At 64.0% G+C, this 14,980-nt stretch carries 11 protein-coding genes; 6 read left to right on the forward strand and 5 right to left on the reverse strand.

All coding sequences use genetic code 11. From position 1 onward, the window contains the following. Positions 1-30 precede the first annotated feature (30 nt). A complete protein-coding gene (gene tssB / locus A1351_RS16510; RefSeq protein ID WP_026597763.1) occupies positions 31-534 on the reverse strand; it encodes a type VI secretion system contractile sheath small subunit in 504 nt (167 codons plus the stop codon). Positions 535-756: 222 nt separating this feature from the next. Next, on the reverse strand, positions 757-2,175 hold the full coding sequence (locus tag A1351_RS16515; protein ID WP_064033510.1) for an ImpA family type VI secretion system protein: 1,419 nt from the start codon (positions 2,173-2,175) through the stop codon (positions 757-759). Between the two features lie 161 nt (positions 2,176-2,336). On the opposite strand from A1351_RS16515, the gene A1351_RS16520 reads away from it, so the two are divergent. From A1351_RS16520 to A1351_RS16545, 6 genes are all read left to right on the forward strand, one after another. Further along, positions 2,337-4,325, forward strand: coding sequence for a type VI secretion system Vgr family protein (locus tag A1351_RS16520; protein WP_064033511.1), 1,989 nt, complete (start codon positions 2,337-2,339; stop codon positions 4,323-4,325). Between the two features lie 12 nt (positions 4,326-4,337). Further along, positions 4,338-4,901, forward strand: a complete 564-nt coding sequence (locus tag A1351_RS16525; RefSeq protein WP_024882175.1) for a hypothetical protein — start codon at positions 4,338-4,340, stop codon at positions 4,899-4,901. A 196-nt stretch (positions 4,902-5,097) separates the two neighbouring features. After that, a complete protein-coding gene (tssK, locus tag A1351_RS16530; RefSeq protein WP_024882174.1) occupies positions 5,098-6,435 on the forward strand; it encodes a type VI secretion system baseplate subunit TssK in 1,338 nt (445 codons plus the stop codon). Between the two features lie 881 nt (positions 6,436-7,316). After that, on the forward strand, positions 7,317-8,249 hold the full coding sequence (locus A1351_RS16535) for an acyl-CoA desaturase (RefSeq protein WP_245267496.1): 933 nt from the start codon (positions 7,317-7,319) through the stop codon (positions 8,247-8,249). Positions 8,250-8,409: 160 nt separating this feature from the next. Then, positions 8,410-8,937 (forward strand): hypothetical protein, encoded by a 528-nt coding sequence (locus A1351_RS16540; protein WP_245291672.1) that lies wholly within the window; start codon positions 8,410-8,412, stop codon positions 8,935-8,937. Positions 8,938-9,107: 170 nt separating this feature from the next. Further along, positions 9,108-9,413: a hypothetical protein gene (locus A1351_RS16545; protein ID WP_026597758.1), complete on the forward strand. Its 306-nt coding sequence runs from the start codon at positions 9,108-9,110 to the stop codon at positions 9,411-9,413. A 146-nt stretch (positions 9,414-9,559) separates the two neighbouring features. On the opposite strand, the gene A1351_RS16550 is transcribed toward A1351_RS16545, so the two are convergent. The 3 genes from A1351_RS16550 to A1351_RS16560 form a co-directional block, all read right to left on the reverse strand. Continuing rightward, on the reverse strand, positions 9,560-10,636 hold the full coding sequence (locus A1351_RS16550; protein ID WP_024882169.1) for a hypothetical protein: 1,077 nt from the start codon (positions 10,634-10,636) through the stop codon (positions 9,560-9,562). Positions 10,637-10,951: 315 nt separating this feature from the next. Then, the gene (locus tag A1351_RS16555; protein WP_064033512.1) at positions 10,952-14,104 is read right to left on the reverse strand and encodes an efflux RND transporter permease subunit; all 3,153 of its coding nucleotides are present in this window, start codon (positions 14,102-14,104) and stop codon (positions 10,952-10,954) included. Continuing rightward, on the reverse strand, positions 14,101-14,980 hold an 880-nt coding region (locus tag A1351_RS16560; protein WP_245291673.1), incomplete at its 5' end, for an efflux RND transporter periplasmic adaptor subunit. The genes A1351_RS16560 and A1351_RS16555, both read right to left, overlap by 4 nt.

Genomic DNA, 14,980 nt, shown 5'->3' on the forward strand with positions numbered 1-14,980 from the left:
GGGTTGCGGAAAGCTGGTTGGCGGAATGGTTCAGGCGCGGCTGTCGCGCAGATCGGCCATCAGCTTGTGATCTTTGAGGAGCTTGCGCAGCTGCTCCTCGGCGGCGGCCTTTCCGTCCATGTAGCGAAGCAGATTGGCCAACTGCGTGCGCGCCTCGAGCAGCTTCTCCAGCGCCGGCGTCTGCGCGGCGATCGACGCCGGATTGAAATCGGCCATTGTCTCGAAGCGAAGATTGACGGCGAGCTTCTCGCCCGGCTCTTCGGCGAGCTTATTCTCCACGCGCAAAGCCAGGCCGGGCGCGACAGCGCCCATGCGCTGGTCGAAATTGTCCATGTCGAATTCGAGGAATTTGCGCTGCGTCATCTCCTCTTTCGGCGTGCTCGGCGCATTGCCGGAGAGATCGGCCATCACGCCCATCACGAAGGGGAGCTCGATTTTCTCTTCGGAATTGGTCGGATTGGCGTAGGTGATCTGGACGCGCGGCGGGCGGTTGCGGCTGATGAACTTCTGTCCGCTATTGCTTTGTCGGGTCATTTGTCTGTCCTCGCTTCGGTGCGATGGTCGTGGGTGCGAGCATCGGCCCGGGGATATCTCCGGGGCTTTCAGGACGTCGTGTTTCCGTCGTCGTGGCCGCGTCGTTGACTGTCGTGCGGGTCGGCGATTTGTCCTGGAGCGCAAATTGCTCGAAGTGATCGATTGTGGCGGTGACTAAAGTCACAAGGCGAGCGCCGGCGTTTCGCGTGATCGGCTCGAGCGTCATTCGGCGTTGCGATCGCTCAGCGCGCGCTCTTTCAGGAGCTCGCCGAGAAGGCTCAGGAAGTCTTTTTCGGCGAGCTTTTTTGCGCTGGCGATCAGCCAGGGGATCGGGCTCGACGGTTCCGCGATCTGGAAATAGCGCGATGTCTCGTCGAGCAGCTGCATCGCTTCGGCGCGCGTCGCGACGCGAAATATCGGTTCGGGCGGGATAGGAAACGCAGCCGCGAGTGGAAGATGGTCGACATAGGGTTCGTCGGTCGGCGCTTCATTCCATTCGTCATAATGAGGATCGCTTTGCTCTTCGGCGTCTTCGTGCGTCGGGGCGTGCGGCTCTGTTTCGATCTCGGCGCCCGAGTCTTCGCAATAGCCTTCTGCCGGCGGCGTGACCTGGGTCAAAAGATCGAGCGGCAGGGCGAAGAACTTTTGGTCGCCGATTTCATATTCGGCGTCGGAGGCATGCCGTGGCACGAGAGACTCGAGCACTTCGGCGAGCGACTTGCCTTGAATGTCGCGCGCCTTGGCCACCAGTGGCAGCACCGGACTGGAAGGCTCGTGTCGTCGGAAATAGTCCATCGTAGCGTCGAGAGCGCGGCGCGCATGGGCGGGGGCGTCGATGCGACTGTCGGCGTAATGTCGAGGTTCGGGCTTCCCGTTCGCGGCAGCGTCACCTTTCGGCTCGTCGCCGGCGGCTTCGGTGAGCAAGGCGCGCATTCCGGCCACGGTCGCGCGGATTTTGTCGAGGCGCGGCGTTTTGTCGAAACCGCACATTCGGCCGAAGCAGCTGTGGATGGTCTCGAGCGCCTCGGCCAGTCGGTCGATGAGGACCCGCTTCGTAACGAGTCGCTCTCTTTCGCAATCCCGAAAAGCCTGCGAAATGGACAGTGAGGAGAGAATGGGCTCGCCTTCCCTGGGCTTGGCTTCGCCGACCGCGCACATTTGGGCGCGATAATGGATAACGCCGAAGCGGCGATCCTCGCAGAGCGGCATGTATTGGAGCGGGAAGATGACGGTCGACTCGTTCAGCGGCCCGAGGGCTGCGGCGCGAAGCGCGAAGGAGCCGTTTTCGGCGCCGGGATGGGCCTCTTCCCAATTGGCGGTGAGCAATTCGGCGATGGCGTGGACGGCGCCGACGAATTGCTCATAGTCGCGACGCAGAATGGCGAAGCGCGCGACGAGACAGAACAGGCGTATGTCGCGCGTTCGTCGCATGAGAGCGCCGATCTGATCGAAATGTGCGAGCATTGCCGGTTGCGAGGCGTCGAAAGCTTCGCCGTCGCGAAAATATTCGGTCGGCAGCAATCCCTCGGCAACGGCGACGAAATTCAAGTAGTCGTCGTCTCCTTGCAGATCGAGGTCGGGACCACAGGGGTCGCGATCGGACAGTGGCGCGATCGCCGTAGTGAAGTCGATTTTGGTCATGATTTGCCTCACTCTATGGTTTGCGTTGGCTCCCGCCTCCTTTTCGTGCGCCGACGGCATGCGCGATGTGGCCTATGCCACAGCCCGCGATCCGTAGAGGCGAGTAGCTTGCGTCGAGGAAGCACGCTGGCGGTGACGCTGGCGGCAGGGAGTGAACCGCAATGGACAGTCGTCTCGATCAGCAGAAGCGGCTCGCCGCGTTCAAATCGCCTTTCGCGGACGAGCGTTTGGTCGTCGAGAGCTTCGAAGGGACGGAGGGGTTGAGCGAGCTTTTCGAGTTTCGCGTGCTGGCGCTTTCTCGCGAGGCGACGATCGATTTCGACCAGGCGCTCGGACGTTCGTGCAGCGTCGGCTTGCGTGGAAGCCATGGCGAAACGCGCCATTTCAGCGGAATTGCGGTGGAGGCCGAGGCGATCGGGCGGCGCGGCGATCTGTTCGCCTATCGCTTCGTGTTGCGGCCGTCGCTCTGGCTGCTAACACGTACGAGCAATTGCGCGATCTGGCATCGAAAGACCGCGATCGAGATCATCGAGGAGGTGCTACGCAAGCGTGAGATCGATTTTCGCAAGGCGCTGTCGGGCGACTTTCCGTGTCTCGATTATTGCGTGCAATATAGGGAGAGCGATTTTGCTTTCGTGTCGCGGCTCATGGAGCAGCATGGCGTCTATTATTTCTTCGAGCATAGTGAGGACGGCGCAAGGCTCGTGCTCGCCGATTCGGCGTCTTCTCATGGCGCGCTGCCGAACACGCCGACGATCGAATATGCGGGAAAGGAGTTCGGCTCCATTCATGCGCAGGCGCGACGTCTCTTTGGATGGTCCTCCAATCGCAAGCTGCAGACCGGCAAGGTAACGCTGCGTGATTACAATTTTACCGCGCCCAACGCCGACATGTCCGGTGAGGCGAGCGCCACAGAGCGTTATGACAAGTCGGCGCTCGAATATTACGACTATCCTGGCAAATATGAGCAGCGCGATATCGGCAAGCATTATGCGCGAATAAGGTTGGAGGCCGCGCAGGCGGGTGATTATCGTCGCTTCGTGGATGGCGACGCGGCGGACTTTTTCCCCGGCGGCCTCGTGAGCGTGACACGCCATCCGACCGATGAAGAAAACAAGCAATATTTGATCGCGCGCTGCACGCATCGTTTTGCGATGGAAGCCTATCGGTCGGGCGCGGGCGCGGACGCGCGGCCTTATCAGGGCGCCTACGAGCTGCATCCGAGCGATCGGCCTTTTCGTGCGCCCTTGGCGACGCCGAAGCCGATGATTCATGGTCCGCAAACCGCCAAGGTGGTGGCGCGCAAGGGCAAGGATAGCGAGGAGATCGACGTCGATGACGACGGCTACGGCCGCGTGATGGTGCGCTTCTATTGGGATCGCGACGATCTGCGTTCCTGCTGGGTGCGGGTCGCGCAAATGTGGGCGGGCGCAAAGTGGGGCGGGCAGTTTATACCGCGCGTCGGAATGGAGGTTGTCGTCGAATTTCTCGAGGGCGATCCTGATCGGCCATTGATCGTCGGATCCGTCTACAACAAGGATAATGGGCTCCCATACTGCCTGCCCGCGAATAAGACGCAGTCGGGCGTGAAGTCGAACAGTTCGACCGGCGGGAATGGTTACAATGAGCTGATGTTCGAAGACGCGAAGTTGCAGGAGAAGATACGGCTTCATGCCGAACGCGATCTCGAATCGACGATCGAGCATGCTGAGACACGCGAGATCGGCGAGCGTTTCGAGACGCCGGTCGGACAATCGTCACGCAAGACGACGATCAAGATGGGCGATGACGAGCTCAATGTCATGAGCGGCGACCGCAAGGTCACGATCGCGAGCGAGGACAAGCTCACAGTCGGCATGAGCCGCGAGGCGACGATCGCCATGAGCGACAAAACGACAGTGGGCGCCAATCAGAATGTGACGGTCGGCGGCGAGCAGACGACGCAGGCGGGGGGCGCGATCACGATCCAGGCGGGCGGCGAGGTGACGATCATGGCGGGGGCGACAATCACGCTCGTCGCGGGCGTGTCGATCGTGCTTCAAGCCGGCGGCGCGACCTTCACCGTCGGGCCGGGCGTGATCAACGCCGTCGGTCCCATGATGGTCCCTGGGCCTTTGAAGGCGGTCGGCGTCGTGGCTCCGGTTCCTTGATGGAGGCGCGTGATGATCCGCGAGAGATTTTCGACCGCAGATGATCTGTTCGCGGCTTTCCCTGCCGCGGCGCGTGAGATCGGTGTCGCGCCGACGAGGGAGACGCCGCTCGAATTCGTGGCGAAGCTGCGAGCCTCTCGACGAATTGCGGAAGCCGTCGGCTTTTGCGCCTATTGGCTCGAGCGTCGTAGAGCGGTCTGGTGGGCCTGTCAGAATTTGCGCGCCTTGCAGCCGACGGCGGCCGATCTCGATCGTCACGCGCTCGATGCGGCGGAGGCCTGGGTTCGCCAGCCGGAGGAGCGGTTGCGCGCGCAGGCGTTCGAGGTCGCGCGCTGCGCCGCGCGGCCGACGCCTGCGACGAGCGTCGCTTACGCGGCCGCCTATTGCGGTCCGAGCGTCTGGCTGCGCTCGAGCGGCCAGGCGGAAGCGGTCGCATTCGTCGTCGATCCGGGACTGGCGCCCGGCTGCGTGCGCGGCGCCTTGATGCTCGCGGCCGGCCGGCTCACGCCGTCGGCGCGGGAGGACGCTTTTCGTCTTTGGCTGGACGAGGCTCTGCGCCTCGCGCAGATCGCGTGATGGGAATGCGCGCGACGGAAGGAACGAAAGTTCTTTGCGCCGTTCACAGCGCTGTGGGTTTTCTCACCGAGGGTGCGCTTCTGCGCGGGTAGAACGGTCGTCGAGAAAGAACAGCGGGTCTTTCCGGCGTGCTCACATGCGATATCTCACAATGCGACGAGATGGAGCGACCCGCGCATCCGAGGGGACGAGAACAATGTCGTGGCGCAGCAAAGTCGTGTGGCGGGAAGGTTTGTTCTTGCGGCCGCACCATCTCCAGCAAAATGATCGCTATCTCGAGCGCATCATCGAGAGCCGCACCCGGCATGCCAGTCCCTACCCCTGGGGGTTCGCGCAGCTCGAGATCGATTCCGATCTCGCGCAGCAGAGCAAGATCGCGCTGCGCAAGGCGGCGGGCGTAATGCCGGACGGCACGCCTTTCGATATTCCGGGCGAAGGTCCGGCGCCGGCCTCCATCGAGGCGCCGGCGAAGGCGGCGGGCCTCACCGTCTGGCTGACATTGCCCAACGCCTCGCCCAATTCGCGCGAGGTCGATTATCGCGCGAAAGATGTGGCGAGCCGTTTCACCGAAGGCGTGGAGACGATCATCGACTCGGTCGCGGAGATGCGCGACGAAGAGGAGATCGACGTCGCGCATCTGCGTCTCGAGCTCGAGATCGGCCGTCGGCCGAAGCCGGGATATGATTGCCTCGCCATCGCGCGCATTTTGGAGATACGCGACAAGGTCATCATCTTCGATCCGAATTTCGCGCCGCCGCTGCTCGTCTGCGCGGCGCATAGCGTCGTGACCGGATGGATCGACCGTGTGATCGGCTGGGTCGATAACAAGCTCGAGGAGCTGGCGCGCTATGCCGCCGATCCGTCCTCTGGCGGCGGAATGCAGAGCGCGGACTATCTGCTGCTGCAGACGCTCAATCGCGCCGCGCCCTTGCTGCGCCATCTGCGCCAGTCGGGCTATACGCATCCGGAGCGGCTCTACACATCGCTCGCCTCGCTCGCCGGCGAGCTCGCGACATTCGGCTCGCAGCAGCGTCGCAGCCGCATTTATCCGGCTTATGATCACGACGATCTGGAGAATGTCTTCGAGCCGATCCTGCGTGATCTGCAAGAGTTTCTCAGCGCCCGGACGAGCCGGCGCGCGCGTCGGATGGAGCTGGTTCAGCGGGCGCCCAATGTCTATATCTCGCCCATCCGCGACCGTGCGCTGCTCGGCAATGCGACGCTGGTGCTGGAAGTGGCGAGCGATCGGCCGCCGTCGGAGATTCAGCAGCTCTTGCCGCAGCTGCTGAAGGTCGGGCCGAATAATCGCATGAACGATATCGTCTACGCCAATCTGCCGGGAATCCCGCTCGTGCATATGCCGACGCCGCCCGGCCAAATTCGCACGATCTCGCATCATGTCTATTTCTATCTCGATCGTCATTCGCCGCTGTGGCGGGAGTTCTCCGTCGCCGCCTCGATCGGGCTGCATTTTTCCGGCGACTGGCCGGAGCTCGAGCTCGAGCTCTGGGCGATCGCGGAGGAGGCGCTCTAAATTCCAGGGTGCGAATGCGGTTGGATCGAACGATTCCGTTCGATCATTTCAATTTCGAGGGGTCCCCCATTCACACCGGGTTTCTCATCGTTGGCCGGAGATTGGACGCGGATCGATGTTGGCGCCGGCGTCTCCGCAGCGCCGTCGGAGCGTGCGCTCGACGATCGCGTCAGGCAATGGCCTGACTTCGTGGAAGTCCGGTCCCGCCCATTTGGGCGCAATCGTCATCGCTCCGGTCTCTGCCGGATATCCGCGAATGTCAGCATTGGAAATTTTGTAAAAACGGGAAAGTCGCGGGCGACGGATGCGGACCTTTTCCGTGAGCGCGACTATAGATCGGGCGTCCGAGAAAATCCAAGTCGCCGCGCCTCGGCGGGCGAGGCTCGAGGCGGACGCCCAGGACTGACGCATGAGAACAAGCCGCGGAATTGTCACGGACGTCCAACGCTGCCGGCGAGCGAGTCCAGAAGCAGGGACTTGGCTGCTCTCGTCGCCATGGGACAGGCGAAAGCTGCACAATGCCGGCGTCCCCGCGACAAAAATTCTCGACACAGCGGCTTTTCTTGGGCCAACCGGCCTAGCGGCCCCGATTTTCGAGCCGGATCGATGCCGATCGACCCCTTCTTCCGTGAAAGAAATTTGACAAAAGCCCCGTCTTCGCCCGATAGGCAGAGGCTGCGGCCTCAGACAGTAGCCGAGCGTGCTACCCGGGTATTCCATTGAACCAACAACATGCAAGTTCGGCCACCCTCGATGCTCCAGACGGCGCCCCGGACGCAAAAGGCCTGGCCCAGCGTATCGCTGCGTTGAGGAGCTGGGCGCATGAGCAGGGCTATTACAGCGTGCCCTTTTGGGAACAGGCGCTTCGCTGCCTGGAGCTTGTGGCGGCCCCCGCCCTCGCTTTCACGCTGCTCGCACAGGGCGGCGTCGCTGCGGCGGTCGGACTGCTCGTTCTCGGCCTGCATTATCCGCGGACGGCCTATCTCGGTCATGACGTCGCGCATAGCCAGTGGGGTCCCCGCGGCGAGACGAAGGCGCGTCTGAAGCTGCGGCTGATCGCGCTCGCCCAGGGATTCGGCTCCACCTGGTGGGTCGAGAAGCACGAGCTTCACCACGCTTTCCCGAACGCTTGCCGCGTCGAGGAGGATGGCAGCCTCACGCCGATCGACGGCGATATCGACTCCCCCCCTTGGCTGGTCTGGGACAAGTCGCTCGCGGAATACAACGCCAAGTCGCGGCGCGCCGGGCTGGGGCGCGCGCTGTCCTTCTTTCTGCCCCGCTTTCAGGTTCCGCTGTTCTTCCCGATCCTCTCGGTCGCGCGCTTCAACTGGAGCTGGCAGAGCATAGAGGTCGCGGCCAAGAACAAGCAATGGTGGGAAGCGTCGCTCTGCGTCGCCCATTGGGTGTCGGGCTTCGCGCTCGCGGGAATGCTGACGCCGGGGCCGGCCTGGACCGGCTGGCTCTGGTTCCTCGGCGCCCAGCTCGTCGGCGGCTTCATCCTCGCCTTCGTCTTCGTGCTCAACCACACGGGCATGGAAGTCTATGACGCCAAGGAGTCGAAGGGATTCTACGACCGGCAGGCGCGCGCGACGCGCAACACGCCGAGCTCGCCCTTTCTCGATTGGCTGACCGGCGGCCTCAACAGCCAGATCGAGCATCATATGTTCCCGAGCCTGTCGCGTCGCCGCCTGGCGAAAATGCGCGAGGCGACGAGAGCAGCGATGGAAGAATGTGGCTACGCCTATGTCACGCTGAGCAATCGCGAGGCGATGCGCGCGGTTCTGTCCACGCTCGGCGAGGCGGCTTGGGCCTGACGCGCTAGGCGTTTTCGGAAGAAAAACAGGGCGTTGTCCGATCCAGACGGATCGGGCGGCGCCCTTTTCGTTTTTTGCGGGCGACGAGCGCCATTCCGAGGCAGTGAGCGGCAGGCCGCTGATCCAAAAGCGGCGTCTCGGCGTTTGGCGCGCAAAATGCGTGGCGCGCGGCGTGGACCCCGGTTTTGTCGGGTCCAACGTCGAAAACCACAAGGAGCCGACCTTGCCCGTACTGCAAGAAACCCGCACCGTCGTGACGCTGGCGCCCGCCAAGCCCACAGGATTGGCCGATCTTGGCGTCCCGCTGGACGACGCCAGTCAGGTCAAGAAGGGGCGCGCGCATGAATTTCAGCAACTTCTGACGGATGGCGCGATCGGTCGCCGTTTCCAGGATCTCCGCGTCATCGGGATCAAAACCTCGGAGGGCGGCGTTACGTCCGCCAAATTCGTGGTCCAGTTCGAAGTATTCGGCGACAATACGGTCGGGCCGACCAATGGCGTCGGAGTGGAGGTCGTTCTCTTCGCCGGGACCGAGCCTCTGGCCAGCCTGTCGTTCGGCAATCTGTTCCTGCCCTACGCCAATTTCTGGTATCCGAACCGCTTCCTGCTCGAGGCGGCGGCGGCGGATTTCGATCGTGCCGACCGCCTGGAATTCATCGCGAAGCCGGAGGAGGTTCGCGCCGTCTAGGCGAGCAGCCGAGCCCGAGCCCTCGTGGCATGGGCGTTGCTCGTCACCCAAAAGCAGCCATCGCCGCGTTTCTCCGCGGAGACGACGACGGTGGCTCCCCACTCTGTCGCGGCGCCGGGAAGCGCGACCGTCCTGGCTCCAGCCGCACAGCCTCACCCGAGCAGAGACGCATGAGCTATCCCCTCGTCAAGCGCGTGTCGAACCGGCTGTTCGGCGATATGCTGCGGATGATGCTGAGCGAGCGGGTATATTTCGACCTGACCCTCGAGGAAGGCCGAACGTTGTCGCGCAATTTTACCGCTCTGGCCTATGACTGGCGCCGGGCCGACATCATCTATCTGAGCCCGGTCGGCGGCGATGTCGAATTCTCGGCGACCGTCGGGCAGGATGGCGTTCTCGTGGAAACGGTGGAGGGACGCCACCTTTTGACCTGGGACGATGTGTCCGAGCTCGCCGAGCGGCTGGCGGTGGAGTGAGGCCGCGCGCATTGTCCCGTAAGGCGGCGAGACGCGGCTATCGGCTCGCGCCGAGGGGCGCGATAAGTCCTCTCGCCTTTCGAGCAGCCGGCGCTTCGGCAGCCGAGCCGCGTCGCGCCGATCGGGCGAGCATTTGGCGCGGTTGCCTAGACCTTCGCGTCGAGAGCATCCTCCACCATCTTCGACGCCTGCGCCAGATCGCCGTAACGCAGCTCATAGGCTGGAGTGGACAGGATGAAGCGGCAAATCTCGGCGATCTTCGCTTCGGTGACGGGAGCCTCGATATCCATCGCCGATTCGAGCAATCGCGTGATCGTCTGCAGAGGCGTGAGCTTCGCGAGCGTCGCGGGCTCTTCGGGCGTGTAAGACGGAAAGAGAATGATCGCCGGCGCGCAGGAAGAGCGCTCTCTCGCGCGCGGCGCCACATAGCGCACGTCGCGCCCTTGGCGGCATAGGGTCGGACGGTCGGACCGCTCGGGAAAGAGCCCTTCCAATATGTTCCAGGATTCGGATTTCAGCGAGAGGAGCGTCGGCAAAGGCCGTAGAGACCAGTCATGCGCCGACAGGGCGACGAGGTCGTCGCCGAGATAGGAAAATCCGTGGCCGCAAAGATAGCCGACGAGCGTCGAATTGCCGGCGCCGCTCGCGCCCGGAAGAAGGACGGCGCGCGCGTTGCGGCTCACCGCCGCCGCGTGAAAATAAGCGAGAAGCTCCACATCGGGATGCTCCCATCCGAGGAAGAGCTCGTTAAGTCGCGCGATCAGCTCCGGCAATGTGTCGCCGATCCATCTGCTCTCGCCCTCCAGCGTCAGCCGATAGCCGTCGCCGGCGGTCGATAATCGCAGCTGCGCGGCCTTTGCGCTCGGCGGCGCGATCTCATGCGCGAAGCGCGCGAAATAATCTCGGGTCAGCTCCGGCACGCTCGACACGATGTGGACGGCCTGTTCGCCGAAGCGCCATTCGCCGCAGTCGATTTCGTCGCCTTCGATGGAAGGAGAAGCCGATGCGTCGCATGCAACATCGCTCGCGGCGTCATCCAGCGGCAGGTCGAAATGCTCTGTGAAAGCGCCTGCGATCTCCTCACGCGTCACGCCTGCCCGCAGCAGGTCCAGCACGAGCTTCGCAGTCGCGTTGATGATGACGAGGCGATCCGTGGCGGGCGGGTGGAGACCCCAGCCGTCGCCCAATGGAAGCGAGAGGTTTGTTTCGATTTCCACTTTCATCGCTTCGCGATTCGAGATTCGACGCCAGTCGTGGCCAGACTCGTCATTGACGCGCCGATAATTGTTTTGATCGCCGTCATTCGAGCCCCCCCCGCGACTAGGTCGCGAACTGCTCGCGACACGAGGCGGATGACGAGAATCCGTTTATCGACGCTTCCGCAGAGTCGCCATTCGGGTGTTCACTTATCCTCGCCGGCGATCACGATTCGCTAAAAGCCATTGGCGATGGCGGAGTGGGCGCGCGCGATGACAAGCCGTGAGCTCGGCTTCCGGCGACGGCGCGAAAGCTTTGCGGGGTATGGCGCGCCCACGCTTTTAGGACGCCTCCGTTGCGTCGCGCGTATGAGCGACATCGGCGCGTGGCAGACGAGCGCCCATGACGAGCGCATAGATCGCCGGAATGACGATGAGCGTCAGCGCCGTCGAGGAGACCATGCCGCCGATCATGGGCGCCGCTATGCGCTGCATGACCTCCGAGCCGGCGCCGGAGCTCCAGAGGATCGGCAGCAGGCCGGCGATGATGGCCGTCACCGTCATCATCTTCGGGCGCACGCGCTCGACGGCGCCGAGCATGATCGCCTCATGAAGATCGGCGCGCGTGAGCGCGCAGTCCTGCGCGGCGCGTGCGGCGGCGATCTCACGTAGCGCCTGATCGAGATAGATCAGCATGACGACGCCGGTCTCGGCGGCGACGCCGGCGAGCGCGATGAAGCCGACCGCCGCGGCGACCGACATGTCGAAGCTCATGAGCCACATCGCCCATACGCCGCCGACCAGCGCGAAAGGCAGCGACGCCATCACGATCAATGTATCGGTCAAGCGGCGGAAGTTGAGATAGAGCAGCAGAAAGATGATCGCGAGCGTCAGCGGCACGACGATCCGCATCCGCGCCTCGGCGCGCTGCATATATTCGAACTGCCCGCTCCAGGTGAGATAGGAGCCGGCGGGCAGAGCGATCGATTGCGCGACGGTCTTCTGCGCCTCGGCGACATAGGAGGCGAGATCGCGATCACGCACATCGACGAAGACATAGACGGCGAGCTGGCCATTCTCGGTGCGGATCGACGTCGGCCCGCGCGTCAGCTCGATCGTGGCCACCTCTCCCAGCGGCGCGGCGCCGCCGCGCGGCAGCGGCACGAGCACTTCCCTGCCGATCGTCTGCGGATCGGAGCGGAACTCGCGCGGATAGCGAATATTGACGCCATAGCGCTCGCGCCCTTCCACTGTCGTCGTCACTGTCTCGCCGCCGAGCGCGGTGGCGATCACCTCCTGCACATCGCCGATCATCAGATTATAGCGCGCGAGCGCCGGATGATCGGGAATGATATCGAGAAAATAGCCGCCATTGACGCGCTCGGCATAGGCGCTCGCCGTGCCGGGCACGCGCTTCAGCGCCGCCTCCACCTGACGCGCGAGGCCTTCCATCTGCGCGAGATCGCGGCCGAAGATTTTCACGCCGATCGGCGTGCGTATGCCCGTCGCCAGCATGTCGACGCGCGCCTTGATCGGCATGGTCCAGGCGTTGGAGACGCCGGGAAATTGCAGCGCCGCGTCGAGCTCGGCGATGAGCTTGCTCGTCGTCAGCCCCGCGCGCCATTGCGCCTTCGGCTTCAGCGCGATGATGGTCTCGAACATTTCGAGCGGCGCCGGATCGGTCGCCGTCGCCGCGCGGCCCGCCTTGCCATAGACGGATGCGACCTCGGGAAAGCTCTTGATGATGCGATCCTGCGTCTGCAGCAATTCGGCGGCCTTGGTGACGGAGAGGCCGGGCAGCGTCGTCGGCATGTAGAGCAAGGCGCCCTCATCCAGCGTCGGCATGAATTCGCCGCCGAGCCGGCCCGCCGGGACGATCGTCACGAGGATCGCGACGATGGCGAGAAGGATCGTCGCCGTCTTCGCTCTCAGGACGCGCGCGATGATCGGACGATAGAGAAAGATCAGCGCGCGATTGATCGGATTCTTCGCTTCCGGCACGATCTTTCCGCGCACGAAGACGACCATCAGCGCCGGAACCAGCGTCACCGAGAGCAGCGCCGCCGCCGCCATGGCGAAGGTCTTGGTATAGGCGAGCGGCGCAAACAGCCGTCCCTCTTGCGCCTCGAGCGTGAAGATCGGCAGGAAGGAGACGGTGATGACGAGCAGGCTGACGAATAGCGCCGGCCCTACTTCGCTCGCCGCCTCGATCAATATGTCGAGGCGCGGCTTCTGCGGCGGCGCGCGCTCCAAATGCTTATGCGCATTCTCGATCATGACGATCGCCGCATCGACCATCGCGCCAATGGCGATGGCGACGCCGCCGAGACTCATGATGTTGGAGCCGACGCCGATCGCCTTCATCGCTGCAAAGGCGATGAGCACGCCGATCGGCAGCATGACGACCGCGACGATTGCGCTGCGCATATGCATCAGAAAGGCGGCGCAGACGATCGCGACGATCAGGCTCTCCTCGACGAGCGCCTTGCGCAATGTCTCGATCGCCGCGTGAATGAGCGGCGAGCGATCATAGACGGTCGTGATCTCGACGCCTTTCGGCAGTCCGGGCATGAGCCGCGCGAGCGCCGCCTTCACATTCTCGACGACGCTCAGCGCATTGACGCCGTAACGTTGCAGCGCGATTCCGCTGGCGACCTCGCCTTCGCCGTCGAGCTCGGCGACGCCGCGGCGCTCGTCTGGCCCCAGCTCGACGCGCGCGACATCGCGCAGCAGCAGAGGCGTGCCATTCTCCGCGCGCAAGCCGATATGCTCTATGTCGGCGGCGCTCTTCAGATAGCCGCGGCCACGCACGATGAACTCGAATTCCGAGAGCTCCACCGTGCGTCCGCCGACATCCGTGTTGCTGGCGCGGATCGCCTCGCGTAGCTGCTTCAGCGAAACGCCCAGCGCGCGCAGCCGGTTGGGATCGACGACGACATTATATTGCTTGACGAAACCGCCGACGCTGGCGATCTCGGCGACGCCCTCCGCCTTGGAGAGGCCGTAGCGCAGCGTCCAATCCTGCAGCGAGCGCAGCTCGGCGAGCGTCATCTCCTTGGCGATGAGCGCATATTGATAGACCCAGCCGACGCCGGTGGCGTCCGGGCCGAGCGTCGGCGTCACGCCTTGCGGCAGCTTCTTGCCGGCGGCGCTCAAATATTCCAGCACGCGCGAGCGCGCCCAATAGAGATCGACGCCATCCTCGAAGATCACATAGACGAAGGAGACGCCGAAGAAGGAGAAGCCGCGCACCACTTTCGAGCGCGGCACGGTCAGCATGGCGCTGGTCAGCGGATAAGTGACCTGATCCTCCACCACTTGCGGCGCCTGCCCCGGATATTCCGTGTAGACGATCGCCTGCACGTCGGAGAGATCGGGAAGCGCGTCGAGCGGCAAAGTGCGCAGCGCATAGAGTCCCGCCGCCGCGGCGAAGGCGGCTCCGATGAAAACGAGAATGAGATTGCGCGCCGACCAGGCGATCAGCCGGCCGATCATCGCGCTGTCTCCGCGCCGGCGAGAGTCTGCAGCGCCGCGCGCAGATTGCTCTCCGAATCGATGAGAAAATTGGCCGCCGTCACCACGCGGTCGGTTTCGGCGAGCCCGCTCCTCACCTCGACATAGCCTTCGCCACGCCGGCCGAGCGTCACCGCGCGCGGCTCGAAACGGCCATCGCCCTTGTCGAGCAGAACGAGCGCGCGCTTGCCGGTCTCGATCACCGCGCTTTCCGGCGCGGCGATGACGGCGTCGTGATCGCCGGAGCCGATCTGCGCCTCCACATACATGTCGGGCCGCAAGGTCAGATCGGGATTTGGCAGCTCTATGCGCACGCGCGCCGTGCGCGTCTCGCGATTGATCTGCGGATAAATGGCCGTCACATGGCCGGAGAAGATGCGATCGGGAAGGCCGCGCGCTCTGATCTCGACCGGCTGGCCGAGGCGCAGCCGCGCATAATCATGCTCGGAGACATCCACCAGCGCCCAGACGACAGAGAGATCGGCGATGCGGAACAGCACCTGGCCGGCCTCGGCCTTCATCCCTTCGACGGCGTTGCGCTCGAGAATGAGTCCGTCGCGCGGCGCGGGCCAGGAGACGCTCGCCGGCACGCGCCGGCTCCTGGCGATCTCGGCGATGAATTCCGCTGGCGCGTTCAGCGTCTCGAGCTTGCGGCGCACGCCCTCGAGCAGGCTGGGATCGCCGCTGTTGCGCGCGCCGGAGAAGGCGAGATAATCGGCAGCCGCCGCCGCAATGGCCGGCGAATAGAGCCGCGCCAACGGCTGGCCCTTGGCGACGCGCTCGGAAGCCTTCATCGAGAAGGTCTTCGAGGCGACGACCGGCGCGCGCGTCGCCAAGGGCCAGCCGTTGGCGCGGCTC

This window comes from Methylosinus sp. R-45379, assembly GCF_001644125.1.
GTDB lineage: Bacteria > Pseudomonadota > Alphaproteobacteria > Rhizobiales > Beijerinckiaceae > Methylosinus.